Source organism: Pseudomonas sp. NY15374 (assembly GCF_048068255.1).
GTDB classification, from domain to species: Bacteria; Pseudomonadota; Gammaproteobacteria; order Pseudomonadales; family Pseudomonadaceae; genus Aquipseudomonas; species Aquipseudomonas machongensis.
Map to the genome: position 1 here is coordinate 195,154 of NZ_JBLUPZ010000007.1, position 24,816 is coordinate 219,969.

The following is a 24,816-nucleotide window of genomic DNA, read 5'->3' on the forward strand; positions in this document are numbered from 1 at the left end:
AGCATGCGCGCATTGCAAAAACTACAAGAACGGATCCGCCAGAAGGGTCTCAAGCGTACTTTCAAGACCCTGGTCGAACGCTACGTATTCTTCCACTGGGAATTGCTGTGGATGGAACGCGACTTGGTCACTCCCGTGCCGCCTCACAAACTCAAGGAACATCCGCCGGTCACCTTGGTGGAAATCACCACCGCCAATGCCGACGCCTTTGCGCGCTATTTCGGCGATCGCGTGGAAACCATGCGCGAACTGGCCGCTGATGGCCATACCGGGCACATGTACCTGGACGAGCACGGTGACGCGGTGGCCTTCATCTGGGCGAGCGTGGTCGACTACCACGACAAGCACTATTACGGCTGCACCTTCCCGGTGAAGCCTGGCGAGTTCTTCGAGTTCGGCGGCGAGATGACCCGGCGCTACTTTGGCAGCGAGTTGTCGGTCACCGCTCAGGTCGAGCTGTGGAACGCCATGCATGCCAAGGGCTGCCGCAAGGTGGTGGATGTGGTGGAGACGCACAACGTGCCGGCCATGAAGCTGCACCTGCGCATGGGCTATCACGAGCAGGGGCGGGTGATGCATGTGTATGGCCTGTTCGGGCGCTGGAAGCTGTTCCGCGAAACGCGTTATGAAGGTTCGCGGCTGGAGGTGCTGCGCAAGCCTGGAGTGGCGCGGGCGTTGCCGATCACCTGAGGCCGGTACAGCCAGCGAAAAATTTGCTAGCGTGGGCGGATGACAAAAAATGCCGCCCGCCTCCCGGCGCGACGGCGCAGGGAGCCCACCATGAGCAGCCTGACCCAACCTGCGACTGCCTTTCGCCATGAAGCCGCCGACGGCTACAGCCTCGGCGGTTTCCAGTGGCGCCACGCCGAGCCCGACCCCCAGCGCCCGCTGGTGATCATCAACGCGGCCACCTCGGTGCGCTGCCGCTACTACGCTCGCTTTGCCGACTACCTGTTCGCCCACGGCTTCGATGTGCTGAGCTACGACTACCGTGGTATCGGCGAGTCTCGCCCGGCATCGTTGCGTGGTTTCCAGGCGTCGTGGAGCGACTGGGGCTGCCTGGACTTCGAGGCCATCCTGCAGCGCGCCACCAGCGAATTCCCCGGGCAGCCGGTGAATGTGGTGGGGCACAGCTTCGGTGGCTGGGCAACCGGCCTGGCGCCCTCGGCCGGGCAGGTGCGGCGGCTGGTGATGGTCGGGGCACAGTTTGCCTACTGGCGTGACTATGCGGCCGAAGGGCGCTGGCGGATGGTGGGCAAGTGGCATGTGGTGATGCCATTGCTGACCCGGCTACTGGGCTATTTCCCCGGCAAGCGCCTGGGTTGGATGGAAGACACCCCGGCCGGGGTGGTGCGTGACTGGAGCACGCCGGCACCGCGCTATGAACATCGGCCCAGTGGACGGCTGCTGCAGGCGCGGCCCTTCGCCCAGGTTCAGGCTGCGGCCCTGGCGGTGAGCCTGAGCGACGATCCCTTCGGCACCGTGGCGGCGACGGAGCGGTTGCTGGGCTATCTGGACCATGCCCAACCTCGCCATCTGCGCGTATCGCCTGTTGATATCGGCGAGCAGGAGGTCGGGCATTTTGCGTTTTTCCATGATCGCTTTCGGGCGAGCCTGTGGCCGATAGCGCTGGAGTGGTTGCGTGATGGTGTGCTGTCGGAGGGGATGCCGGGGCAACGCCTGAGCTGATCGGGCTCAGATCACATGCCCGTACAACACCGCCAGCAGACCTGCCAGGGCGCAGGCAATCAGCACTTCCAGCATACTCCTGCGCAACACCAGTAGCCCCACCGCCGCTAGCAGCGCGATCCCCAGCGCCAGCCCGTCGATCCCGGCAGCGAACCCATGCGGCCAGAACACGTGATAGGCGAAGAACAACGCGAGGTTCAGGATCACCCCCACCACGGCGGCGCTGATCGCCGTCAGCGGCGCAGTGAAGTGCAATTGCCTGCGTGTGCGCTCCACCAGGGGGGCACCGATCAGGATGAACAGGAACGAGGGCAGGAAGGTGAACCAGGTGACCAGGCATGCCGCCAGGGCTCCAGCCAGGAATGCCTGGTCGGCACCGAACTGTGCCTGCACGTAGCCGCCGACGAAGCCGACGAACGCCACCAGCATGATCAGCGGGCCGGGTGTGCTTTCGCCTAATGCCAGGCCGTCGATCATCTGTGTGGGCGTCAGCCAGCCGTAATGATCGACAGCCCCCTGATACACGTAGGGCAGCACCGCGTAGGCTCCGCCGAAGGTGAGCAGTGCTGCCTTGGTGAAGAACCATGCCATTTGAGTGAAGCTGCCTTGCCAGCCGAACAGCAGCGTCAGTGCGGCCATCGGCAGGCACCACAGCGCTGCACCGCAGGCCAGCAGCCCGAACAGGCGCGGCCAGTGCAGGCGGGTATGGGCTGGCTGGGCCAGTGGGGCTTCGTCGTTGGGGGTTTCAGTGTTGGCACGAGTGGTCTGAAACAGCTGCGGCCGCCAGCGTCCGCCGAGATAGCCGACCAGCCCCGCGCCCAGCACGATCAGCGGAAACGGCAGGCCCAGCCCGAACAGGGCGACGAAGGCTGCCAGCGCGATGCCCCACAATGCCGCGTTGTGCAGCACCCGGGAGCCGATGCGCCAGGTCGCCTGCACGACAATGGCGGTGATCGCGGGCTTGAGGCCATAGAACAGGCCGACGACCAGAGGTTGCTGCCCCTGGGTGATATAGACCCAGGACAGGCCAATCAGAATGAACAGCGAAGGCAGGATGAACAGTGTCCCGGCAATGATCCCGCCCCAGGTGCGGTGCATCAGCCAGCCAAGGTAGGTGGCCAGTTGCTGGGCCTCGGGGCCTGGCAGCAGCATGCAGTAGTTCAGGGCGTGGAGAAACCGCGACTCGCTGAGCCAGCGGCGGCGTTCGACGATTTCCCGGTGCATCAGGGCGATCTGCCCGGCCGGGCCGCCGAATCCGATGAAACCGAGCTTGAGCCAGAACAGCATGGCCTGACGGAAGGGGATGCTAGGCGCTGGAGGCATTCGGGCAAGTCCTTCGGGCAACAAAAGGGCGGTCGGCGAAATCATGCTGGGCGCTGCTTTGCAGTACAAGGCCGCGCCGGCATCGTCTAGCTGCCGGAGCGGCCCTGGCGTCGTGAAGCGGGCGAAAATCAGTCGAGCGAACGCTCGCCGACCCCGGCGGCCGCTTCGCGAGCAGCCTTGCTTCAGGCGTTGCGGGTCAGCGGCTGCCCTGCGAACTGCACGCCAGCCAGGCCGTGCTTGATCAGCGCGCGAATGTTGCCATGGTCGCTGCCCTCGGGGGTGGCGAGCACGCTGCGGTAGTGTTCGCCAAAGGCCAGCAGCGCTTCCTCATCGCTCAGCCCTTCCAGCAGGGCCAGGCCCAGGGTCTTGCACGAACCTTCGTTTTGCCCGGCTGCGTTTTCCACGCCGCCGTTGTTGAAGGCTTGGGGCTGGTAGCTGTAGTTGGCGGCGATGAAGCCCAGGGTGTCGGCAAAAACGTGTTCGCCGCTGGCGAGGCTGTTGCGCAGGGTGTTCAGGTCAGTCACGGGGTTTTCCTTGTTCGAACGCCGCTTGCTGCTCGGCGCTGGCTTCTTTCTGGTATTGGGCTTTCCACTCGGCGTAGGGCATGCCGTACACCGCTTCGCGGGCGTCGTCCAGGCTCAGCTCGACCTGGCGCTCGTCAGCGGCGGCCTTGTACCACTTGGACAGGCAGTTGCGGCAGAAGCCGGAGAGGTTCATCAGGTCGATGTTCTGCACGTCGGTACGCTTTTGCAGGTGATCGACCAGGCGCCGGAACGCGGCGGCTTCGAGTTCGAGCTGTTGTTGCTCAGTCATGGGGCTTACCTCAGGTCATGCGGTTCTTCAGATGGCGGCCACCGTTGATGACTACCTGGCTGCCGGTGCTGTACTGGCTTTGCAGCAGGAACATCACCGCCTCGATCAGCGGCTGCGCACCCGGTTCGAATTCCAGCAGGGCCTTTTTCAGGGTCTGCCGGCGGTACTGTTCGTCGCCGCCTTCCTTCAGGATCAGCAGGCCCGGCAGGATACCGTTGACGCGCACCTTGGGCGCGTACTTTTCGGCGAACGACAGCACCATGTTCTGTAGCGCGGCCTTGGTTGCGGCATAGCCGATATGGCTCTTGCTGCCGCGTGAGGAGGTTTCGTCGCAGATGTGGATGATGTCGGCCTTCTCGACCTTGGCCAGGTGTTCGCCCAGCGCCAGGTTGAGGTGGTAGGGCGCCTCGACGTGCAGGCGGAACATGGTGTCGAGGCTCTGCAGGTCGTCGTCCAGCCACAGCGAGGCGTTGTGGATGATCGCGCGCAGGCCATCATAGTTGTGCTGCAGGTGTTCGATCAGCGCCAGGCGGTCGGCCTCGCGGGTGAGGTCGGCCTGGAACTGGATGATGTTCGGGTGTGCGGCCTGCGCATGAAGGCTACGGCTGGCGCTGACCACCTGATGGCCGGCCTTGGCCAGCGCCTGGGCCAGGGCCAGCCCGACGCGCTGGCTGGCTCCGGTGATGAGGATAGGGCTGTTCATGTTCGGGGCAGTCTGTTCGTCTGTTCGTTCGTGCCCCAGCATACCCGAACTGCGCGGGCTTGCGAGCCCGCTCCTCAGCGGCTGCGCAACCCTTCGCGGCGCCGTGACGCCGGGCGTGCCGGGGGATTGAGCCAGCCGGCCAGCAGGCGGGTGGACAACGGAATGAACAGGTAAACCATCAGCGGCGTCAGCACCAGGGTGCTCAGCAGTACCCGGGGCAGCAGGTCCAGCGGTGCCAGCCAGTGGCCGAACAACAGGTTGAACAGCAGCGACACCGGGAAGAACGCCAGCCAGATGGCGGTAGCCTGCTTCCAGCGCGGCGGTTTATGCACCGTTTCGGTGCCGAACCAGGCGTCGATGCCGCTGAAGCGCCGCTCTTCGGGGCGCTCGAACAGGCCATCGCCACGCTGCAGCCAGGCGCGTCGCGAGGCGGAATGTTCCCAGGCGTGTAGGGTCCGTTCGTCGTTGAAGCGAAAGATGATCTGGAAGGCATCGCTGTCAGCGGGCGGCGCGAGGATGCCCGAGCCCAGGTAGCCGGGGAAGTCGGTGGCCAGTTGCTCGCCTTCATGGAGCCAGGCCAGCAGGTCCTGGTAGCGTCCATTGGCGGCGCGGCGCGACACCATCAGGGTGACGGGTGCGGTAGACATCGTGTATCTCCTTACGACGGGGCTGGCGGGTAGCCGGCCCCTTGGCCTGTGCCCGGGGTGGTGGGCGACGCAGGCGTGGATGCAAGAATCGGGCGCGGATTATCGCGTATATTTCGTGACCGGTCAGTGTTGTGACCGCAAGGTTGCGCTGACCCCTGGCCGATACCGGCGTAGAATGGCCGTCACATATCTACGAGACAGAGTTGTCACGCTCATGAAAGAGCCACAAGCGAGTGCCCTGATCGCACATGGGCTGGTGCATCAGGAGCTGTTTCCGATCCGCGAAGTGTCGCGCCTGACTGGCGTCAACCCGGTGACTCTGCGTGCCTGGGAGCGCCGCTATGGGCTGATCCAGCCGACCCGCACCGAGAGTGGCCATCGTCTGTATTCGCAGGCCGACATCGACGCCATCGACAGTATCCTGGGCTGGCTGCGCCGTGGCGTCGCGGTGAGCAAGGTCGGCAGTATCCTGGCGCGTAGCCAGGGTCCGGCGGAGGGGGCCTGGGCCGGAAGCACGGTCGGCGACCGCTCACGCTGGCAGGCCCAGGTGCGCGAGGCCGTGCGCCAGTTCGATGCCGCGCAGTTGGGGCGGTTGTTCGAGCAGGTGTTTGCCAGCCATGCGCTGGAGCAGGTCTTCGGTGAGGTGTTCATGCCGGTATGGCAGGCCCTGCGCGCCAGCCAGGCGGGGTATGGGCAGGCCAGCGAGTGGTTGTTCCTCGACCAGTTCCTGCGCGCGCGGGTGCTGTTGCGCCTGCAACTGGCACGTGCGCCCAAGAGCCGCCGGATACTGCTGTCACCGTTGTCGGCAGAATGCCAGGAACTCGAGTTGCTGGTGGCGGGGCTGCTGCTGAGCAGTGACGAGGTGGCGGTCACGGTGCTGGCGTCGGGGCAGCCTGTCGAAGAGCTGGCGTTGGTCTGCGAGCGGTTGGCGCCGGATGCACTGGTGCTGTTCGACAACCATCGCCCGGCCAATGACCTGGACAAGCGCCTGGCACGCCTGGCGCAGCGGGTGAACTGCCCGCTGTTCCTGGCGGGCGAGACCGCCGAAATGGCTCAGGACAATCTAGAGGGCGGGCCGGTAGGCTGTCTGGGCGCCCACGGGGTGTCGATGAAACAGCGGTTGCGCCAGTTCCTCGCCGGTCAGATCGATACCTGAGCGTGCAACTCTGGGTGCGCCTTGCGGTGGGCCTGGAGAATGTACTCACGCAGGCGGTCGATTTCGTCGTCTGGGCTGTGGCTGAGGTCGTAGGCCGCCAGGTCCGGACCGATGCGGCGGCGCAGCCTGCCGTGCAGCCCGATCGGCTCGATGCCCGGTGGGGCGAAGAACAGCTCGAAGTGGCTGGGCGCCTGGGCCTGGCCGTTCACTTGCAGCAGTACCCCTTTGAACGAGATATCGCGCACCCACAGCTCGCTCTGGGTGCCGCGGGCGTCGACCAGTGCGGCCGGCTGGTCCAGCGAGAGGCGCCAGGGCCGCAGCATCGGGCCGTCTTCGTAGATTTCCGGTGAGCCCAGTTGCAGGTGCAGGGCGTGGAACTCGTCTTCTACCAGTTGCAGGGGAATGCTGATCTGCTGGTTGTTGAATTGCGCCTGCAGGGTGACCTGCTCGTTGGCCACCAGGCGGGTGAGCAATTGCTGCAGACGACGGTCGCCATTGACCAGCAGGCTCGAGGTGGGGTCGGCCAGGTTCAATTGGGGCGTGTGCTGCATGTCCTGAATGAAATCCAGCTCATCCTGAGTAAGGAGGGCGTCTGCTTGCATGATCGGACTCGGGTCGGGCGTCGTCGGTGGGTTCTTCATTGCCATGGACTGTGCCCGGGGCGTTTGGTTCAGGTCATTGGACGGATGGTTGCCCGGCCAGTCGGGTGTGTGCGTCGGCCAGCTCGCGTTCGAGTTCGACCTGACGGCTGACATCCTTCTGGATGCCGATGAAATAGGTGCGTTGATCAGCCTCGTTGTACACCGGGGTGATCGACAGTTCGTTCCAGAACCCACTGCCGTCCTTGCGGTAGTTGCGCAGTACCTCGCGACACGGCCGGCCTTCGGCCAGGGCCTTGCGGATGCGGGCGCGGCCCAGTTGGTCGCGATCGTCGCCCTGGAGGAAGCGGCAGTCCTGGTAGAGGATCTCGTCGCGCGCGTATCCGGTGAGGCGTTCGAAGCCTGCGTTCACGTAGATCAGGATGGTGTCGTCACCTTCCTGTTCGGCGACCACGATGCCGTCGTTCGACGCGTCGATCATGGCGTGTAGCAGTTGCGCGTTGATCATGTTCCTTGCCATGGGAGTCAAGTGGAGCGGCCTTTTGCCACTGTTGAATGGTAGTATCCTACGTTTTCACTCAGTTTCGGAATCCTCTCCTGATGAAAGTCGCCATTATTTCAGGCTCGGTGTATGGCACCGCCGAAGAAGTCGCCCGTCATGCCGAATCCTTGCTCAAGGCTGCCGGGTTCGACGCCTGGCATGCGGCGCGTGCCACCCTTGAGGATCTGCGCGGTTTTGCGCCGCAGGCGCTGCTGGCGGTGACCTCGACCACCGGGATGGGTGAGCTGCCCGACAACCTCATGCCGCTGTACAGCACGATTCGCGATGTACTGCCGGGCGAGTGGCGCGGTTTGCCGGGCGCGGTGCTGGCCCTGGGCGATTCGAGCTATGGCGACACCTATTGCGGCGGGGGCGAGCAGATGCGCGAGCTGTTTGCCGAGCTCGGCGTGCGGGAAGTGCAGCCGATGCTGCGACTGGATGCCAGCGAGACCGTGACCCCGGAAACGGACGCAGAGCCCTGGCTGGCAGAGCTGGCGCAGCTGCTCAAGGCGTAAGCCGCGGGGGCTGCGCGATCTTCTTGCGAGCAAGGTTTCTTCCAGGGGGGGGAGTGGCGATTCGCCGCTCACCCTCCTTTGCGCTCCTGCACCAACGCCAGCCACGCCTGCGCCGCTCGCGACAGGTACGCTCCGCGCCGCCAGATGAACGCGATGTCCCAGCGCAGGTGGCCAGGCTCCACCAGCGGCACTCTCACCACCCCATCACGCTCCAGCCCACGTGCCACCACGCTGGGCAGCAGTACCACGCCCTGTCCTGCGGCCACCAGTGCGGTGAGGAAATCCGCCTGGCCGCTGCGCCCGCCCTCCTTTGGGGTGAAACCTGCCTGCTCGCAGGCGCTGAGCAGTTTGTCGTTGAGCATGAAGCTGCGGTGGTACAGCAGGAACGGCGTATCGGCCAGCTGGCGCAGGGTCACTCCGTCGCGTTCGGCCAAGGGGTGGTTGTCTGGGAGCAATGCATCGAGCGGTTCGTTGCAGAAGGGTTGATAGTCGAAGGCCGGGTCGCTCGGGGTGACGCTGCCACCCAATTCGAGCTCGCCACTCCTGACTCCCTGTTCGACGATCCGGCTGCCGCCTTCGACCAGGTGCACGGTGATGTTCGGATAGCGCCGCCGGTATTCGGCGAACAGGCTGGCGAACAGGGCCTCGCCGCCGACCACCGGCAAACCCAGGCGCAGTTCGCCGCGGGCCATCTGGCTCAGGTCGTCGAGTTCGGTCAGCAACTCATGGCGCTGGCGCAGCAGGGCCTCGCCGCGTTCGAGCACGATGCGTCCGGCGGCGGTGAGATGCAGATGCGAGCCCTGGCGCTCGAGCAGGGGTTGGCCGAGGTCTTCCTCGAGCTGGGCCACTTGCTTGCTCACCGCCGACTGGCTGATGTGCAGCGTGTGTGCGGCCTGGGTGAATCCCCCTCGATGAACCACTTCGATGAAGCTGCGCAGTTGCTTGAATTCCATTGACTGAATTCCAGATTGGAATGGATGGCAGTCTAACAATTCGCTTTTGGCCTTGGCAGCGGCTTTTTAAAATGGGCCCATCCCGAGGACACCCATCATGAAAGCCATCGTATCGAATGCGTTGCCCCGCCTGCTCGCCGAGCTGTGCGTGCTGTTTGTGCTGTATCTGGTTGGCGGCCAACTCGTCGCCTGGCTTGGCTGGCCGATCCCGGCCGGGGTCATGGGCATGGCGCTGTTGCTGGTGCTGTTTGCCGTGGGAGCCGTGAAACCGGGCACGTTGCAACGTGGCGCCGGTTGGTTGATGGCGCAGATGCTGCTGTTCTTCATCCCGGCGCTGATGAGCCTGCTGGACTACGGCAGCCTGATGCGCAGCGAGGGGTGGCGCATCCTGCTGGTGATCGCCTTGAGCACCCTGGTGGTGATGGTGGTCACGGCGCTCACGGTCGAACTGGTCTGCCGCTGGAGCCTGCGCCATGAAGCTTGAACCGATGTCGCTGTTCTGGCTTGCGCTGACGGTGGCGGCCTATCTGTTCAGCCGCTGGCTGTATGGGCGCACTGGCCGTTATCTGCTGTCGCCGCTGGTGCTGGTCCCGGCGCTGCTGCTGGCGGTGGCGGTTCCGCTGCACACCGCCTACGCCGAGTATGCCCGCAACACCCATTGGCTGATCGGCGTGCTGGGGCCGGTCACCGTGGCCTTCGCCGTGCCGATCTGGCAGCAGCGGGCGATGCTGGCGCGACATTGGCCGGCGCTGTTGCTGGGGATGCTGGCGGGCAGCCTGGCGTCGATCTCCAGTTCCTGGGGGCTGGCGCACCTGCTGGCGCTGGATGAGTCGGTCAGCCTGTCACTGGTGCCGCGCTCGATCACCACGCCGTTCGCCATGCCGCTGGCCCACGACCTGGGCGGTGTGCCCGAGCTGACCGCGGTGTTCGTGATGTTCACCGGTGTGCTGGGGGCTGTGTTCGGCGGCCTGCTGTTGCGGGTGTTGCCGCTGCGTACGTCACTGGCGCGCGGCGCACTGTTTGGAGTCGGTGCCCATGGCGCCGGCGTCAGCCGCGCCCATGAAGTGGGCGGGGAGGAAGGCTCGGTGGCGGGGCTGGTGATGGTGCTGACCGGCCTGCTCAACCTGTTCGCCGCGCCATTGCTCGCCTGCCTGCTATGACCGTTCGTGCCAGTGTCCTGCAAGGTCATCAAGCTGGCTGCCAAGGTAAGTTCCGCCGTTCAAGGCGCTGACTAGACTCAGCCTCGACATAGAGAGCACATGCAAGTGCCGAGGTGACATGCAATGAGCGCAGCCTTGCCCTATACCGTCAACACCTGATCAGCGGGACGATTCCGATGCCTTTGGCCGAAATTCCATTGTGCGTCTGGCGTACCCGGGGACAGAGTTTTTCCTTCCGGGGCCAGAGCATCCGTTACTGGACAGCAGGGCAAGGAGAGCCCTTGCTGCTGTTACATGGCTTCCCTACCGCCAGCTGGGACTGGCACTACCTGTGGGCACCCTTGGCGCAGCGCTTTCGCGTCGTGGCCTGCGACATGCTCGGCTTCGGCGATTCGGCCAAGCCTGCCGACCACGAGTACAGCCTGATGGAGCAGGCCGATCTGCAACAGGCGCTGCTTGACCACCTGAGAATCGAACAGCCGGTGCACCTGCTGGCCCACGACTACGGTGGCAGCGTCGCCCAGGAGTTGCTCGCGCGCCATCACGAAGGGCGTGCCGACATTGCCAGTTGTGCGTTTCTCAACAGCGCGCTGTTCCCCGAGCTGTGTCCGTTGCTGCTGGTGCAGAAGCTGCTGCTCAGCCCGCTGGGCTGGCTGGTGGCGCGTTCGTTCGGGCGGGATGATCTGGTGCGCAATGTCAGCCAGGTCTACGGCCCTTGCACCCACCCCAGCGAAAGCGCGCTGGACGATTGCTGGAGCCTGATGGTGTCAAACCGCGGGACGCGCATCCTGCACAAGTTGATGGCCTATGTGCCGGAGCGTCAGGCACAGCGGCAACGCTGGATTGGTGCACTGCAGACGGAGGGCGTGCCGTTGCGCCTGATCAATGGCGCGGTGGATCCGCTGTCGGGGGCGCACATGGTCGAGCGCTACCGGCAACTGGTGCCTGACCCCGATACCGTGGTGTTGCAGGGGATCGGCCACTATCCGCACACCGAAGCGCCGGTGCAGGTGCTGCGTCATTACCTGGCGTTTCGCGAGCAGCCCCTGAGCTATATACCGCAGCGGGTTGCCTGGTCCTGAACGCGGCGATCATCGCCTTGTGTTATCGCCTGCCATTCAGCGTCACTGCGCTTGATTGTCCGCTGCCGATGGCTGGCGGACACTCCAGGTATCCCAATTCTTGCCTGGAGCCTTGAGCATGAGCGAGCCGGTAAATCTGCAAGACCGCGTAGTGATCGTCACGGGGGCCGGCGGTGGCCTGGGGCGGGCCCACGCGCTGCTGTTCGCGGCCCGTGGTGCACGTGTGGTGGTCAACGACCTGGGCGGCTCGACCCATGGCGAAGGCGCCAGCGCATCGGCGGCCGACCGGGTGGTGGAGGAGATCCGCGCCGCAGGCGGTACCGCGGTGGCCAACCATGATTCGGTGGCCGAGGGGGCGCGTATCGTCGAGCAGGCGCTGGACAGTTTCGGGCGGGTCGATGTGCTGGTGAACAACGCCGGCATCCTGCGCGACAAGACCTTCCACAAGATGGAGGACGCCGATTGGGACCAGGTCTACCGGGTCCATGTCGAAGGCGCCTACAAGGTGACCCGCGCCGCCTGGTCGCACCTGCGCGAGCAGAACTGGGGACGGGTGATCTTCACCGCCTCCACGTCCGGCATCTACGGCAATTTCGGCCAGGCCAACTATGGCATGGCCAAGCTCGGCCTCTATGGGCTGACCCGCACCCTGGCCATCGAAGGCCGCAAGCATGGGATTCTGGTCAACGCCATCGCGCCCACAGGGGGCACGCGCATGACAGAAGGCCTGATCCCGCCGCAGGTGTTCGAACGTCTCAAGCCTGAGCTGATCAGCCCGGTGGTGGTGTACCTGGGCAGCGAGCAGTGCCAGGACACGGGGCAGTTGTATGAAGTGGGCGGTGGCTGGGTCGGCAAGGTCCGATGGGAGCGAAGCCTTGGCGTTGGATTCGACCCCAATGGCGGGTTCACGCCGGAACAGGTGGCCGAGCATTGGGCGCAGATCGGCGACTTCGAGGGGGCGACTCATCCGCAGGATACGTTGCAGGCTTTGCAGCAGATGATGGCGAATCTGCAGAAGCACCCGCTGGGATAGTGGGTTTCGAGCGCAAAAAAAGGCCGCTGCATCGGCAGCGGCCAATCGAGACGTCAGATCAAGGAGCTTCAAAATCAACGTCGTTCACACGTGGCGGCCCGAACGACGGGGGAGTGCCTTTCGCGCCAGCCAGTGAAGACAGAATAAGCCGCTGATCCCATGGGAAAAATAGCCCTGGGTGACATTCACCTTTACGTTTCGGGTAAAAGTGCGCCAAAAACAGTCAGGCCGCATCACGACAGTGCAGGGCCTTGAAACCCCGGTCCATCTCAGGCTTCGTAGCCCATCCGCCAACTGACGGTGCGCGCCGCGCTCAGCAATTGCCGGGCGGCCGGGCCATCTTCATCGGCATGGAAGATCGACGTCGGGCCAACGACCGTCATCACCGCTGCAATCTGGCCCATGGCGTTGAACACCGGCGCCGACAACGCATCCACCCCCGGCATCAGCAAACCGTGAACATGGTGCAGGCCGCGTGTGCGGATCTGCGTGAACAGGTCCACGTAGTGCTCGACCTGTTGCCCCCGTGCGGCCAGTTCGCGGTCGCGCAACTCGATGGTTTCCCGCTCTGGCAGGTGAGCGGCGAATACCAGCCCGGTGGATGAACTCAGCAGTGGCAGCACCGAGCCGATCTGGGTCACTACCGTCACGGCGCGCACTGCAGGCTCGATGTTCACCACCGTTGCGCCCTGGTTACCCCACACGGCGATGAAGCAGCTCTCGTTGAGCGCGTCGCGCAGTTGCGATAGCGGCAGGGCCGCGACCTTCAGCACATCGATGCTGCCCAGCGCCGCCATCCCCACGCGCAAGGCTTCGCGCCCGAGCCCGTAGTGATTGGTCGCCGCATCCTGCTCGGCGAAACCACTGGCGATCAAGGCCTGCAGGTAGCGATGAACCTTGCTGGCGGGCATCTGCACATGTTCGGCCAGGCGCGACAGCGAGGTGGAGGGCGACAGTTCGGCCAGCGCCTTGAGGATGTCGGTGCCGACTTCAGCGGAACGGACCTTCTGTTTGCTGTTGTCAGCTGCAGTTTTGTCTCTGGACATCGTAAGACGCTTCCGGGATTCATTCTGGCCGACTTTATAGCTTGACGCCTCTTGCCGAGCAAATTACGTTACTCGTAATCGGATTACGATAAATATAAATTCAGATGTGCTGTGTGTCCCCTGGCAGTGGTCGGTCCATCCGCCGATTCGGGGCTGCAGCTCTCTGCCGTCAATGGCTCCACCGAGCCTGGAGGCCCCGATGACCCGCGACACCTCCCCCGAACTCAGCTACCTGAGCGGCTTCGGTAACGAATTCGCCAGTGAAGCCTTGCCCGGTGCGCTGCCGGTCGGGCAGAACTCTCCACAGAAAGCACCCTATGGGCTATACGCCGAGTTGCTGTCGGGTACCGCCTTCACCATGGCGCGCAGCGAACTGAGGCGCACCTGGCTGTACCGTATCCGCCCCTCTGCGTTGCATCCACGCTTCGAGCGCCTGGCGCGTCAGCCCCTGGCCGGCCCGCTCGCTGCGGCGAACCCCAATCGCCTGCGCTGGAACCCGCAGCCAATCCCTTCCGACCCGACCGACTTCATCGAGGGCTGGTTGCCCATGGTGGCCAATGCGGCCGCTGACAAACCGGCCGGGGTGAGCATCTATATCTACGGCGCCAATCGCTCCATGGAGCGGGTGTTCTTCAATGCCGACGGCGAGTTGCTGCTGGTGCCACAGCAGGGGCGACTGCGCATTGCCACCGAACTGGGCGTGCTGCAGGTCGGGCCGCTGGAGATCGCGGTGATTCCGCGCGGCATGAAGTTCCGCGTCGAGCTGCCTGATGGCCAGGCACGCGGCTACATCGCCGAGAACCACGGCGCGCCGCTACGCCTCCCTGACCTGGGCCCGATCGGCAGCAATGGCCTGGCCAACCCGCGCGATTTCCTCACCCCGGTCGCGCACTACGAAGAACCCCAAGGCCCGGTGCAGTTGGTGCAGAAGTTCCTTGGCGAGCACTGGGCCTGCCAACTGCAGCATTCGCCGCTGGACGTGGTGGCCTGGCACGGCAGCAACGTGCCGTACAAGTACGACCTGCGCCGCTTCAACACCCTCGGCACGGTCAGCTTCGACCATCCGGATCCCTCGATCTTCACCGTGCTGACCTCGCCCACCAGCGTGCACGGCCTGGCCAACATGGACTTCGTGATCTTCCCGCCGCGCTGGATGGTGGCCGAGAACACCTTCCGTCCCCCGTGGTTCCACCGCAACTTGATGAACGAGTTCATGGGCCTGATCGACGGCGCCTACGATGCCAAGGCCGAGGGCTTCCTGCCGGGTGGCGCATCGCTGCATGGGGTGATGAGCGCCCATGGGCCAGACGCCGAAACCTGCGACAAGGCGATCGCCGCCGAGCTGGCGCCGCACAAGATCGACCACACCATGGCCTTCATGTTCGAGACCAGCCAGGTGCTGCGTCCGAGCCAGCAGGCCCTCGAGAGCCCGCAACTGCAGGCCGACTACGACAGTTGCTGGGCAACGCTGCCAAGCACCTTCAATCCGAACCGGAGATGACCGATGAACCAGACCGCCATTGCCCGTAGCTGGGTCGAACACGCCAACGGGCACCGCGACTTCCCGCTGCAGAACCTGCCGCTGGGCATCTTCAGTCGCCCGGGCCAGGCACCACGCTGCGGCGTGGCCATCGGCGACGCCATCCTCGACCTGGAGGCCGCACTCGCCGCCGGTGTGTTCGAGGGCGCGGCCAAGGCTGCTGTCGAGGCTACCCGCGGCGGCGCCCTGAACGCCTTCTTCGCCCTCGGCCGCCCCGCCCGGGTGGCCCTGCGTGAGCGCTTGCAGGTTCTGCTCGGCGAGCACAGCGAGCATCGGGCCGTGTTGCAAGCGGCGTTGCATCCGGCTGGCGAATGCACCCTGCACCTGCCGGCCCGGGTCGGTGACTACACGGACTTCTACGTCGGTATCGAGCACGCCAGGAACGTCGGCAAGCTGTTCCGCCCAGACAATCCGCTGCTGCCCAACTACAAGCACGTGCCGATCGCCTACCACGGCCGCGCCTCGACCTTGCGCCCGTCCGGCACCGATGTGCGCCGCCCCAAGGGCCAGACGCTCCCGGCCGGGCAGACCGAGCCGAGTTTCGGCCCGTGTGCGCGGCTGGACTACGAGCTGGAGCTGGGTATCTGGATCGGTCAGGGCAATGACATGGGGCAGCCGATCGCGATCGGTGATGCAGCCGAGCACGTGGCCGGCTTCTGCCTGCTCAACGACTGGTCGGCGCGTGATATCCAGGCCTGGGAGTACCAGCCGCTGGGGCCGTTCCTGTCCAAGAGCTTCATCACCAGCGTCTCGCCGTGGGTGGTGACCGCCGAGGCGCTGGAGCCGTTCCGCTGTGCGCAACCCGCACGCCCGGAAGGCGATCCGCAGCCCTTGTCTTACCTGCTCGACAAACGTGACCAGGCCGGCGGCGCCTTCGACATCGAACTGGAAGTGCTGTTGCTGACCGAGCGCATGCGTGATGAGGGCGTGCCGGCGCACCGCCTCACCCTGAGCAACACCCGCAGCATGTACTGGACCGTGGCACAGATGGTGGCGCACCACAGTGTCAACGGTTGCCAGTTGCAAGCCGGTGACCTGTTCGGCTCGGGCACGCTGTCCGGGGCTGTGCCGGGTTCGTTCGGCAGCCTGTTGGAGATCACCGAAGGCGGCAAGCAACCGGTGCAACTGGCCAATGGTGAGGTGCGCAAGTTCCTCGAGGACGGCGACGAAATCATCCTGCGTGCGCGTTGCGTGCGCGATGGTGTTGCCAGCATCGGTTTCGGCGAATGCCGTGGCACGGTGGTCGGGGCCAACTGAGGGGGCAGGGCGATGGAGCTGTTCACCTACTTCCGTTCCACCTCCTCTTACCGGGTGCGCATCGCCTTGGCACTCAAGGGCCTGGATTATCAGGCCCGGCCGGTCAACCTGCTCAAGGGCGAGCACCGTGCTGCGGACTACCTGGCGCTCAACCCCCAGGGGCGGGTGCCCGCGCTGCGCACGGACAGCGGCGAATTGCTGGTGCAGTCGCTGGCGATCATCGAGTACCTGGAAGAGCGCTTCCCCGACACGCCGCTTTTGCCCCAGGGCGAGCACGCTCGGGCACAGGTGCGTGGGGTCGCGGCGATCATCGGTTGCGACGTGCATCCACTGCACAACGTCAGCGTGCTCAACCAGTTGCGTCAGCTGGGGCACGATGAAACCCAGGTCAACCAGTGGATCGCCCACTGGATCGGCCAGGGGCTGGCGGCAGTGGAGCAACTGATCGGCGACCAGGGTTTCTGCTTTGGCGATACGCCGGGGCTGGCGGATGTGTACCTGATGCCGCAGTTGTACGCGGCCGAACGGTTCAATGTGGATCTGGACGACTACCCGCGTATTCGTAGGGTCGCCGCCCTGGCTGGGCAGCATCCAGCCTTCGTCAAAGCGCACCCGGCGAACCAGCCGGATACGCCCTGAGCACGGCGTCGGCCTTTTTGCGGGCAATCCCGTTCCCACTGCGCCGACGCTGCTTCGCACCCCTACAACAAAAACAACCCGGTACCTTGCGATGCACAACCAGATAGCCAGCTTTCGCGCGGCCCTCGATGGGCGTCCTGTGTCTTCCTACCAATGGCGCCTGCTGGCGCTGCTGATCCTGTTGTTGGTGACCGACGGTTATGACGCCCAGGTGCTGGGTTACGTGATTCCGGCCCTGGCCCAGGACTGGGGCCTGGAGAAGGCGGCGTTCGGACCGGTGTTCAGCGCCAACCTGCTGGGGCTGACACTGGGCTCGCTCGCCGTCACCCCACTGGCCGATCGCTTCGGCGTGCGCAGGGTGCTGCTCTGGTGCGTGCTGCTGTACGCGAGCCTGACCCTGCTGATGGTGTTTTCCACCTCGTTGAACAGCCTGATGCTGGCGCGCTTTTTGTGCGGTATCGGCATGGGCGGGGCGATGCCCAGTGCAATGGCGCTGATGGCCGACTATGCGCCGCCGCGCCTGCGTACCTTGATGGTGACCCTCGCGGCCTGCGGTTTCTCCCTCGGCGGCGCGGCGGGTGGCTTCGTCGCGGCAGGCTTCATCGACAGGTTCGGTTGGGAGGCGGTGTTTCTGGCCGGTGGCGTGGCGCCGCTGCTGTTGTTCCCCTTCCTGGTGATGTTCCTGCCCGAGTCCTTGCCCCGGCTGTTGCGTGATGCACCTCCCTACGCCCGTCTGCAACGCCTGGCAGCGCGCGTGCTACCCGGCTGGCAAGTGCCTGCGGCACAGCGTGCAGTGGATGAGCCGGCGGCAGACAAACTGACCGTATTGGGCTTGTTCCGCGATGGCTTCGCCCGGCCGACGCTGCTCATCTGGGGGACCTTCTTCGTCAGCCTGATCCTGCTGTATTTCATGATCAGCTGGCTGCCGTCGCTGTTGCTGGAGAGCGGGCTGGCGCTCAAGCAAGCCAACCTGGTGACTTCGCTGTTCCTGTTCGCCGGGACCTTCGGCGCGATCTGCCTGGCCTGGTGCGCCGATCGCATGGCCAACAAGGCCAGGTTACTGGCGGCGGTCCTGGTGGGCGCTGCGGTCTTTAGCGTGCTGGTGGGCTTGAACCACGCCGATCCGCGCTGGCTGGTGCCGAGCGTGTTCGCTGCAGGTTTCTGCATCATCGGCGGACAACTGACACTCAATGCCTTCGTCAGCAACTTCTACCCGGCTCAGGTTCGTGCGACCGGCGCCGGCTGGGCGCTGGGCGTCGGGCGCTTCGGTTCGATCCTCGGGCCGTTGTTCGGCAGCCTGCTGCTGGCCATGCACATGCCGGTGGAGTGGATTTTCTTCTTCTGTGCGATTCCGGCAGTGATCGCGGCCCTGCTGATCAGCCAGGTGCGTGCGCCGGGCAAGCAGGCCGATGCGCAGGCGGCCAAGGTCGATGCACTAGTGGATTGAACGGTTTGTCGAAGGCAATTGGGCGAGGCGCTCGCCCAGCTTGAGGCGTTGCACCGGATCGTCGCTCAACAGCAGTGCGTGCTCCAGGTCGAAGCGTTCGGCCTGGGGGCAGTCCAGGTGCTGGTAGAGGGTGGCGCGGGCCAGGTAGTCGGAGACCTGCACTGGCCCCAGTTGCATCACCCGTTCTGCATCGATCAGCGCAGCCAGATCGTTGTCGTTGCTGCTGTGCAGTTGGCGCAGGTTGCGCGACAGGCGCTGCAGCATCTGCATCGGGCTGGCGCTGTGCAGGTGTTCAGCGGTCAGGGTCATGTGCGGGCCGTATTGGCGGTTGAGTAGTTCGCGGCAATCCGCGGGGTACAGGCGTCGACCGCCGCAGGGGTCGAGCAGGTGATCGGCGCCCGGTACGCGCAACAGGAAGTGGCCAGGGAAGTTCACCCCCTCAAGTGGGATCGACAGGCGTTGGGCCATCTCCAGTGCGAGGATCGCCAGCAGCAGCGGCTGGCCTCGACGGCGCTGCAGCACCTTGTCCATCAGCGCCGCTTGCGGACGTAGCGGATGGTATTCGTCTTGCTGGAAACCCAGGGCGTTGAGTTGGCGCAGCAGTGGCTGGGCGAGTTCGCCGACGGGCAGCATTGGGAGGCGCGCATTGATTTCCCGGTGCAGGTCGTGCAATTGCGCAAGACAGGCGGCGGGATCGACCTCGCGATCATGCTCGGCGGCGATCCAGAGGGTGGCTTCCAACAGGGCGACCGGAATGCGGTCGAGGCAGGCCAGGCAGGCTTTACGTGGGTTCATCGGACTTCTCCACACACACTAGATTTTTAGCCCCGGCGCACCGATTCGTCCAGTGGTCCGCCCAGGCCCTGGACAGTCGCCGGCTGCCTATACTGATGTGAGCACCTTGTGGGGAGCCCGTCGATGTTCGCGCTCATGCAAAGCACACGTACCCAGTCCCTGCACCTGTGGAACGACCCCGCCACTGGCTTGAAAGCCGTGGTGGCGATTCATAGCGAGCAACTGGGGCCAGCCATGGGGGGCTGTCGCTACTTGCCGTACGCCGACGATGAAAGTGCGATGAGCGATGCCATTCACCTGGCCCAAGGCATGAGCTACAAGGCTGCCCTGGCCGGGCTGGCGCTGGGCGGTGGCAAGGCGGTGATCGTGCGCAACCCCCATGTGGAAAACCGCGCGGCGCTGTTCGAGGCGTTCGGGCGTTTCGTCGACGGCCTGCAAGGGCGTTTCATCACTGCCGTGGACAGCGGCACCTCGACACTGGACATGGACTGCATCGCCCAGTCCACCCCTCATGTCACCAGCACCACCGCCTCGGGCGATCCCTCGCCGCACGCGGCCATGGGCGTGTTCGCCGGTATTCGCGCCACCTCGATGGCACGGCTGGGTAGCGACAATCTCGAAGGGTTGCGCGTGGCGGTGCAAGGGCTGGGCAATGTGGGTTATGCACTGGCCGAGCAGTTGCATGCGGCAGGGGCAGAGTTGCTGGTCAGCGACCTTGACCCGGGGCGGGTGAGGCTGGCGGTGGAGCAGTTCGGGGCACATCCGGTGACCAACGATGCGCTGATCAGCACGCCCTGCGATATCTTCGCGCCCTGTGGGGTAGGGCCGGTGCTCAACGGCCAGAGCGTGATGAAGTTGCGTTGCGCGGCGGTGGCCGGCGCCGCCAATCATCAGTTGACCACCTTGCAGGTGGCCGATCAGCTCGAGAGCCGCGGTATTCTGTATGCCCCGGACTACGTGATCAATGCCGGTGGGCTGATCTACGTGGCGTTGACCCACCGAGGCGCTGACCTGAGCACCATCACCGCGCATCTGGCGCGTATCCCTACGCGTCTGACCGAGGTATTCGCCCATGCCCAGGCCGAGAAGCGCTCGCCTGCGCGTGTGGCGCAGATGCTGGCGGAGCGGCTGTTGTACGGTTGAGCGAGCGCTGACTCCAGCATCCACGCCCCGATGTACAGGAGCCGCAGACGCTGCAGCAGGTGCCTTATTCCGCTGTCTCGCCTTCGAGCAGCTCGGCCAGCGCATCGGGCTGGCTCTTGAATGCCCGGGCGAACACGTCGCGGTTCTTGGCCATGTAGATGCCCGCTTCTTCGACTTGCTGCTCGCTCAGCGACGGCACGGCCTTTTGCAGTACTTCGGCCAGCCGTTCGGCCAGCTCGAGCATCTTGTCGTGACGGTCTGCTTCGGCCTTATCCATGAACAAGCGCTCCGGGTCGCGGCTGCTGCGGTACACCACTTCGACGGCCATTCATCACCTCTGTGCCTTTTGTGTATGTGGGTTGGACGACAACTGTATCTTTATACAGTGTCGAGCATAGCGGATTCTTTGGCAATCGGATAGTGGCGTTATGATTTACCCCGATGCACGCGCCGAAGCTTAGGCTCTGCCTGAAAAGCCTTGATACTCGGTGATGCTGCGTTGAAAACAGCCTCGGAATGCTCATTTACAACCCGTAAACTCCGCTTCCTCGGCTGTTTTCGCCTTGCCTGACCTTCGTCTCAAGACTTTTCAGACAGAGCCTAGCCCATAGGTGCCTTGCGGCAATCGGTCGCCTTCCAAGTACAGGGCCTGGCCCTTTAACTGCATGTCACAAGCGTCACATCGGTGGCGCATCATCCTTCATGTCGTATCGAGGAATCCTGCATCGTGAAATCCAAATGGCCAGAAAAGCGGCGCAAGGGCCTGCATGCGCCCGCCGACGCACTGGGAAATCTGTTCGTCGAGTCGTTCCACTACCTGGCCCTGTTCGGCATCGGTGCGATCACGGCCTATGCCGCCGTGGCGACCTTCATCGAGATGCTGGAGAAGGGTGGCATCAGCGTCGATGACATCCTGCTGCTGTTCATCTACCTCGAGCTGGGAGCCATGGTGGGGATCTACTTCAAGACCAACCACATGCCGATCCGCTTTCTGCTGTACGTGGCGATCACCGCGCTGACACGCTTGCTGATCGGCGATGTCTCGCACCACAAGGCGCCGGATGTTGGCTTGCTGTACGTGTGTGGCGGCATCCTGCTGCTGGCCTTCGCGATCCTGGTGGTGCGCTTTGCCTCGTACCGCTACCCGTCGACACGGGCGATCGATGCCAACGGCAAGGATATGGACGACGGCAAGGTCTGACCCATCCGGCAGCGACTTGGGCAAGCGGTGGCGGCTTGCCCTGCCTTATGGATAAATATTTAGTTGAAAGGGGTTTTGATAACCAATCGTTCTGCAAGATTTCTCCGCGTCACGCCACAAGCCTATACCGGAGATCACGCAGGACGCCGCAATGCCCCATTACCTCGACGATGCCCAGCGCGAAGACGTGCAGCATCTTCAGTGCACCTTCACCGGCCGTACCGAATGGCCGACCTGGCTGTTGCTGGCGGTGGTGTATGGCGGCTGGACGGCGCTGCTGCCGCTCAGCCATGCGCTGGGCGTGTGGCCGACCACCCTGTTGCTGATCCCGCTACTGGTGCTGTGGCTGTCGTTGCAGCACGAGTTGCTGCACGGGCACCCGACCCGTTTTCCCTGGCTGAACAAGTTGCTCGGCTACGCGCCCTTTGCCCTCTGGTATCCCTACACCCTGTATCGCGACAGCCACCTGATTCATCACCGCGATCACGACCTCACCTTGCCGGGCCTGGATCCTGAAAGCCGCTACCTGAGCGACCGGCACTGGCAGCGCAGCACCCGGTGGCACAGAGGGGTGCTGTGGCTGGGCAAGACGGTCCCCGGACGTGTGCTGGTCGGCGCGCCGCTGGGTCTGTTCGGGCTGGCCCGGAAGGAGCTGGCGCGGCTGGGGCGCGGTGATCGCCAGGCCTGGCTGATGTGGCTGACCCACGGCCTGTGCAGCGTATTGCTGATGATGTTGGTTGCGCGGTTCAGCGCACTGTCGGTGCTGCACTACGTGTTCCTGGTCAGCGTGCCGGCCGTTGGCCTGGCGATGCTGCGTTCGTTCTACGAGCATCGGCCGCACCCGCTGCCAGAGCAGCGCACGGTGATCAACGAGGCCGGGCGCCTCTGGTCGCTGCTGTTCCTGAACAACAACCTGCACCTGGTGCACCACGATCTTCCGGGCCTGCCCTGGTACTTCATCCCGCGTGTCTACCAGCGTCATCGCGCGCAGTGGCTGGTGCGCAGCGGGCACTTCCTGGTGCCGGGCTATGGGGCGCTGCTGCGTCGCCACGGCCTTGCGCCGATCGACAGCCCACGTCACCCCTTCGCCTGAACAGGAGCCATGCCATGACCCAGGGATTCGTCGACCTGTCGATGTACGTCGCCCCTGAGCGTATCAACCAGGCCAGCGCGGCCTGGCTGCAGCGCATTCTGTTGCTGCTCGATGCGCGGGGTGAAGCGGTGGGTGCGCAGCCGTTGCTGCAGGTCTGGCGCTCGCCGCAATTGCTGCTCAGCCAGACCTGCGGCTACCCGTTGATGACCGCGCTGCGTGGGCAGGTACGAGTGGTCGGGCAGCCACGCTATCGCCTGCCATATGTGCGCGAAGGTCAGCACTGCAGCCTGCTGCTGGTGCGCGAGGATGATCCGCGCCAGGACCTGGCGGCGTTCTTCGACAGCCACGGGCTGGTCAACGGCCCGGACTCCAACTCCGGCATGAATCTGCTGCGCCACGTGCTGGCACCCTTGCAGCGTGAAGGGCGGTTTTTCTCGCAGGTCAGCCATACCGGTGGGCACCGCAACAGCATGCGCGCCCTGCGCGAGGGCCAAGGCGATCTGGCGGCCATCGACAGCGTCACCTACGGCTACCTGGCACGCGATCACAGTGAAGAGGTCGAGGGCCTGCGCATCCTCGGCCAGACCGCCTGGGGGCCGAGCCTGCCGTACATCACTGCCGGTTGGCGCAGTGCCGAAGAGGCCGAGTGGATTCGCCGCGCGATGAACCAGGCCCTGGCCGAGTTGCCGGCGGTGGCCGAGGCCCTGGCCATCGACCAGGTGCTACCGGCCGCGACGAACGATTACCAAATGCTGCTGGATTACGAGCACGAAGCGAAGCGGCTTGGTTTAGTCACGCTCGAATAATGAAAACGGAATATAAAAATCACTTTTAAGTATTTTTAAAGCATAAGCGGCCAGACTAGGATGCGCTCACCGGACGACCGGACCTCATTGTATCCACTCCTGGATGGAAGCCTCATGTCCGGTCGCGAAAACCCTCATGGCGAATATGTCGGCAGTCTGTTCCGCAGCCACTACCCCTGGCTGTGCGGACGCCTGCGCCGACACCTGGGTGACGGTGCCGCCGAGGACATCGCCGCCGACACCTTCGTGCAACTGCTCAGTGCGCCGGTCCCGGAGCCGATCCGCCAGCCGCGCGCGCTGCTGACCACCATCGCCCAGCGCCTGATGTACCAGCTGTGGCGCCGCCGCGACCTGGAGCGCGCCTACCTCGATGCCTTGCTCGAGGATGACGACCATCTGGCGCCATCGCCCGAAGCTCATGCGCAGATGATCGAGGCGTTGCAAGCCATCGACACCTTGCTCGACGGCCTGCCGGCCAAGGTCAAGGCGACCTTCCTGCTGTCGCAACTCAACGGCCTGACCTATCCGCAGATCGCCCTTGAACTGGGGATCTCCCAGCGCTCGGTGAGCGACTACATGGCCAAGGCTTTCAACCGTTGCCTGAAACTTTCCCTGGACTGACATGCGCGACCCCGATGAGCAGCAACACCTGATCGAGCAGGCGACCCAGTGGCTGGTGCTGCTGCGTTCGGGCCAGGCCGAGGCGCGTGATCACCTGGCGTTCCAGGCCTGGCGTCGCGCCGACCCGCGGCATGAGCAACTGTGCCAGCGCCTGGAGAACACTCTCGGGGTGTTCCACGTGCCGCGTAGCCAGGGCGTCGACGGCCGTGTGGTGCAGCGCGCCCTGGCCGCGCCTTCGGGGCGTCGGCGTTTCCTCCAGCGTGCCTTGCTCGGGGCCGGTGTGGTGGTGGGTGCGGGCTTGGTCGGCAACCCGATGTCTGGCCTGCATCTGGGGGCCGATCTGAGCACCAGTACGGGTGAACGTCAGACCTTGAGCCTGCCCGATGGCAGCCAGTTGGTGCTCAACGCCCAGAGCCAGGCCGACGTGCGCTTCGACAGCCAACTGCGTGTGCTCGAATGGCGCGGTGGCGAGGGGTTGCTGACCGTGGTCGATGAGTCGCGGCCGTTTCTGGTGCGTATCGAGGGCAGTACGGTCAGTGCGCGATCGGCGCGCTTGCTGGTGGCAGAGCGTGCCGGGCAGTGCCGGGTCTGCGCACTGGCCGGGGTGCTGGAGATCAGCAGCCAGGGTGGTGATCGGGTGCAGTTGCGCAAGGGGCATGCGGTGAATTTCGACCGGGTGAGCATTGCCTCGGTTGAGCTGTTGCGGCCAGGCGAAGGGGCGTGGGTCGATGGTCTGCTGGAAGTGCGCGACAGCCCGTTGAGCGAGGTGGTCGATGCATTGCGGCCCTATCGACGCGGCGTGCTGCGCCTGGATCCTGCGGTGGCCGGATTGCGCGTGAGTGGATTGTTTCGGCTCGACCAGAGCGAGCTGGTGTTCGAGGCGCTGGCGCGGACCTTGCCGATCCGTGTGAGCCGGCATGGGGAGTATTGGCTGAGTATCGGGGCGGTGTGAGCCAGGATCGCGGGCGGCCTTTTCCAGGTTCTAACGACATAACCAATCGATCTGCAAGATTC

The 24,816-nt window shown here is 64.6% G+C and carries 29 protein-coding genes; 18 read left to right on the top strand and 11 right to left on the bottom strand.

Annotated elements, in window-relative coordinates:
- Window positions 1–3: 3 nt before the first annotated feature.
- Both ACNFHO_RS16505 and ACNFHO_RS16510 read left to right on the top strand, forming a co-directional pair.
- Window positions 4–690: an N-acetyltransferase gene (locus ACNFHO_RS16505; RefSeq protein ID WP_416766876.1), complete on the top strand. Its 687-nt coding sequence runs from the start codon at window positions 4–6 to the stop codon at window positions 688–690.
- Between the two features lie 90 nt (window positions 691–780).
- A complete protein-coding gene (locus ACNFHO_RS16510; protein WP_416766877.1) occupies window positions 781–1,689 on the top strand; it encodes an alpha/beta fold hydrolase in 909 nt (302 codons plus the stop codon).
- Between the two features lie 6 nt (window positions 1,690–1,695).
- Here the strand turns inward: ACNFHO_RS16510 and chrA are convergent, their stop codons facing one another.
- The 5 genes from chrA to ACNFHO_RS16535 form a co-directional block, all read right to left on the bottom strand.
- Window positions 1,696–3,012, bottom strand: a complete 1,317-nt coding sequence (chrA, locus tag ACNFHO_RS16515) for a chromate efflux transporter (protein ID WP_416766878.1) — start codon at window positions 3,010–3,012, stop codon at window positions 1,696–1,698.
- Window positions 3,013–3,194: 182 nt separating this feature from the next.
- The gene (locus tag ACNFHO_RS16520; RefSeq protein ID WP_063543063.1) at window positions 3,195–3,536 is read right to left on the bottom strand and encodes a HopJ type III effector protein; all 342 of its coding nucleotides are present in this window, start codon (window positions 3,534–3,536) and stop codon (window positions 3,195–3,197) included.
- Window positions 3,529–3,825: a DUF1244 domain-containing protein gene (locus tag ACNFHO_RS16525; RefSeq protein WP_063543065.1), complete on the bottom strand. Its 297-nt coding sequence runs from the start codon at window positions 3,823–3,825 to the stop codon at window positions 3,529–3,531. Before ACNFHO_RS16525 ends, ACNFHO_RS16520 begins: the two co-directional genes overlap by 8 nt.
- Window positions 3,826–3,835: 10 nt before the next feature.
- On the bottom strand, window positions 3,836–4,528 hold the full coding sequence (gene folM / locus ACNFHO_RS16530; protein WP_414154815.1) for a dihydromonapterin reductase: 693 nt from the start codon (window positions 4,526–4,528) through the stop codon (window positions 3,836–3,838).
- 74 nt (window positions 4,529–4,602) lie between these two features.
- Window positions 4,603–5,175, bottom strand: a complete 573-nt coding sequence (locus ACNFHO_RS16535) for a hypothetical protein (RefSeq protein WP_054893523.1) — start codon at window positions 5,173–5,175, stop codon at window positions 4,603–4,605.
- 214 nt (window positions 5,176–5,389) lie between these two features.
- Between ACNFHO_RS16535 and ACNFHO_RS16540 the strand changes: the two genes are divergently transcribed.
- Complete coding sequence (locus tag ACNFHO_RS16540) at window positions 5,390–6,331, top strand: MerR family transcriptional regulator (protein WP_416766879.1); 942 nt, start codon at window positions 5,390–5,392, stop codon at window positions 6,329–6,331.
- On the opposite strand, the gene ACNFHO_RS16545 is transcribed toward ACNFHO_RS16540, so the two are convergent.
- Window positions 6,316–6,933, bottom strand: a complete 618-nt coding sequence (locus tag ACNFHO_RS16545; RefSeq protein WP_054893521.1) for a PilZ domain-containing protein — start codon at window positions 6,931–6,933, stop codon at window positions 6,316–6,318. The genes ACNFHO_RS16540 and ACNFHO_RS16545 overlap by 16 nt on opposite strands.
- Window positions 6,934–7,006: 73 nt before the next feature.
- Window positions 7,007–7,438, bottom strand: coding sequence for a PAS domain S-box protein (locus tag ACNFHO_RS16550; protein WP_063543075.1), 432 nt, complete (start codon window positions 7,436–7,438; stop codon window positions 7,007–7,009).
- 92 nt (window positions 7,439–7,530) lie between these two features.
- Between ACNFHO_RS16550 and ACNFHO_RS16555 the strand changes: the two genes are divergently transcribed.
- Window positions 7,531–7,986: a flavodoxin gene (locus tag ACNFHO_RS16555; protein WP_054893519.1), complete on the top strand. Its 456-nt coding sequence runs from the start codon at window positions 7,531–7,533 to the stop codon at window positions 7,984–7,986.
- 68 nt (window positions 7,987–8,054) lie between these two features.
- Here the strand turns inward: ACNFHO_RS16555 and ACNFHO_RS16560 are convergent, their stop codons facing one another.
- The gene (locus tag ACNFHO_RS16560; protein ID WP_416766880.1) at window positions 8,055–8,939 is read right to left on the bottom strand and encodes a LysR family transcriptional regulator; all 885 of its coding nucleotides are present in this window, start codon (window positions 8,937–8,939) and stop codon (window positions 8,055–8,057) included.
- A gap of 97 nt (window positions 8,940–9,036) precedes the next feature.
- Between ACNFHO_RS16560 and ACNFHO_RS16565 the strand changes: the two genes are divergently transcribed.
- The 4 genes from ACNFHO_RS16565 to ACNFHO_RS16580 all read left to right on the top strand — a co-directional run bounded on the left by ACNFHO_RS16565 (window position 9,037) and on the right by ACNFHO_RS16580 (window position 12,214).
- Window positions 9,037–9,423 carry a CidA/LrgA family protein gene (locus ACNFHO_RS16565; protein ID WP_065863298.1) on the top strand — a complete coding sequence of 129 codons (387 nt, stop codon included), beginning with the start codon at window positions 9,037–9,039 and terminating at the stop codon, window positions 9,421–9,423.
- Window positions 9,413–10,099, top strand: coding sequence for an LrgB family protein (locus ACNFHO_RS16570; RefSeq protein WP_054893516.1), 687 nt, complete (start codon window positions 9,413–9,415; stop codon window positions 10,097–10,099). Before ACNFHO_RS16565 ends, ACNFHO_RS16570 begins: the two co-directional genes overlap by 11 nt.
- Window positions 10,100–10,275: 176 nt before the next feature.
- Entirely contained in the window at window positions 10,276–11,181 is a 906-nt protein-coding gene (locus ACNFHO_RS16575; protein WP_063543083.1) for an alpha/beta fold hydrolase, read from the top strand.
- Window positions 11,182–11,299: 118 nt separating this feature from the next.
- The gene (locus ACNFHO_RS16580; protein WP_063543085.1) at window positions 11,300–12,214 is read left to right on the top strand and encodes an SDR family oxidoreductase; all 915 of its coding nucleotides are present in this window, start codon (window positions 11,300–11,302) and stop codon (window positions 12,212–12,214) included.
- A gap of 269 nt (window positions 12,215–12,483) precedes the next feature.
- Here ACNFHO_RS16580 and ACNFHO_RS16585 read toward each other — a convergent pair whose 3' ends face one another.
- Window positions 12,484–13,260 (bottom strand): IclR family transcriptional regulator, encoded by a 777-nt coding sequence (locus tag ACNFHO_RS16585; RefSeq protein ID WP_054893513.1) that lies wholly within the window; start codon window positions 13,258–13,260, stop codon window positions 12,484–12,486.
- Window positions 13,261–13,459: 199 nt separating this feature from the next.
- Between ACNFHO_RS16585 and hmgA the strand changes: the two genes are divergently transcribed.
- The 4 genes from hmgA to ACNFHO_RS16605 all read left to right on the top strand — a co-directional run bounded on the left by hmgA (window position 13,460) and on the right by ACNFHO_RS16605 (window position 18,143).
- Window positions 13,460–14,761: a homogentisate 1,2-dioxygenase gene (gene hmgA, locus ACNFHO_RS16590; protein WP_416766881.1), complete on the top strand. Its 1,302-nt coding sequence runs from the start codon at window positions 13,460–13,462 to the stop codon at window positions 14,759–14,761.
- A gap of 3 nt (window positions 14,762–14,764) precedes the next feature.
- Window positions 14,765–16,057 (top strand): fumarylacetoacetase, encoded by a 1,293-nt coding sequence (gene fahA / locus ACNFHO_RS16595; protein ID WP_416766882.1) that lies wholly within the window; start codon window positions 14,765–14,767, stop codon window positions 16,055–16,057.
- A 12-nt stretch (window positions 16,058–16,069) separates the two neighbouring features.
- Complete coding sequence (gene maiA / locus ACNFHO_RS16600) at window positions 16,070–16,696, top strand: maleylacetoacetate isomerase (RefSeq protein WP_416766883.1); 627 nt, start codon at window positions 16,070–16,072, stop codon at window positions 16,694–16,696.
- A 91-nt stretch (window positions 16,697–16,787) separates the two neighbouring features.
- Window positions 16,788–18,143, top strand: a complete 1,356-nt coding sequence (locus tag ACNFHO_RS16605; protein ID WP_372821488.1) for an MFS transporter — start codon at window positions 16,788–16,790, stop codon at window positions 18,141–18,143.
- Here the strand turns inward: ACNFHO_RS16605 and ACNFHO_RS16610 are convergent.
- Window positions 18,132–18,938, bottom strand: a complete 807-nt coding sequence (locus tag ACNFHO_RS16610; RefSeq protein ID WP_054893508.1) for a SirB1 family protein — start codon at window positions 18,936–18,938, stop codon at window positions 18,132–18,134. The two genes, ACNFHO_RS16605 and ACNFHO_RS16610, sit on opposite strands and share 12 nt — an antisense overlap.
- 123 nt (window positions 18,939–19,061) lie before the next feature.
- Here ACNFHO_RS16610 and ACNFHO_RS16615 point away from each other — a divergent pair, with 123 nt between their 5' ends.
- Window positions 19,062–20,081, top strand: coding sequence for a Glu/Leu/Phe/Val dehydrogenase dimerization domain-containing protein (locus ACNFHO_RS16615; RefSeq protein WP_416766884.1), 1,020 nt, complete (start codon window positions 19,062–19,064; stop codon window positions 20,079–20,081).
- Window positions 20,082–20,145: 64 nt separating this feature from the next.
- Here the strand turns inward: ACNFHO_RS16615 and ACNFHO_RS16620 are convergent, their stop codons facing one another.
- A complete protein-coding gene (locus tag ACNFHO_RS16620) occupies window positions 20,146–20,409 on the bottom strand; it encodes a YebG family protein (protein ID WP_416766885.1) in 264 nt (87 codons plus the stop codon).
- A 399-nt stretch (window positions 20,410–20,808) separates the two neighbouring features.
- Here ACNFHO_RS16620 and ACNFHO_RS16625 point away from each other — a divergent pair, with 399 nt between their 5' ends.
- The 5 genes from ACNFHO_RS16625 to ACNFHO_RS16645 all read left to right on the top strand — a co-directional run bounded on the left by ACNFHO_RS16625 (window position 20,809) and on the right by ACNFHO_RS16645 (window position 24,754).
- Window positions 20,809–21,282: a phosphate-starvation-inducible protein PsiE gene (locus tag ACNFHO_RS16625; protein ID WP_416766886.1), complete on the top strand. Its 474-nt coding sequence runs from the start codon at window positions 20,809–20,811 to the stop codon at window positions 21,280–21,282.
- A gap of 151 nt (window positions 21,283–21,433) precedes the next feature.
- Complete coding sequence (locus ACNFHO_RS16630; RefSeq protein ID WP_416766887.1) at window positions 21,434–22,375, top strand: fatty acid desaturase; 942 nt, start codon at window positions 21,434–21,436, stop codon at window positions 22,373–22,375.
- Window positions 22,376–22,389: 14 nt separating this feature from the next.
- Entirely contained in the window at window positions 22,390–23,181 is a 792-nt protein-coding gene (locus ACNFHO_RS16635) for a phosphate/phosphite/phosphonate ABC transporter substrate-binding protein (protein ID WP_416766888.1), read from the top strand.
- Window positions 23,182–23,295: 114 nt separating this feature from the next.
- Window positions 23,296–23,802: a sigma-70 family RNA polymerase sigma factor gene (locus tag ACNFHO_RS16640; RefSeq protein WP_054893502.1), complete on the top strand. Its 507-nt coding sequence runs from the start codon at window positions 23,296–23,298 to the stop codon at window positions 23,800–23,802.
- Between the two features lies 1 nt (window position 23,803).
- Complete coding sequence (locus tag ACNFHO_RS16645) at window positions 23,804–24,754, top strand: DUF4880 domain-containing protein (protein WP_112897477.1); 951 nt, start codon at window positions 23,804–23,806, stop codon at window positions 24,752–24,754.
- Window positions 24,755–24,816: the final 62 nt, after the last annotated feature.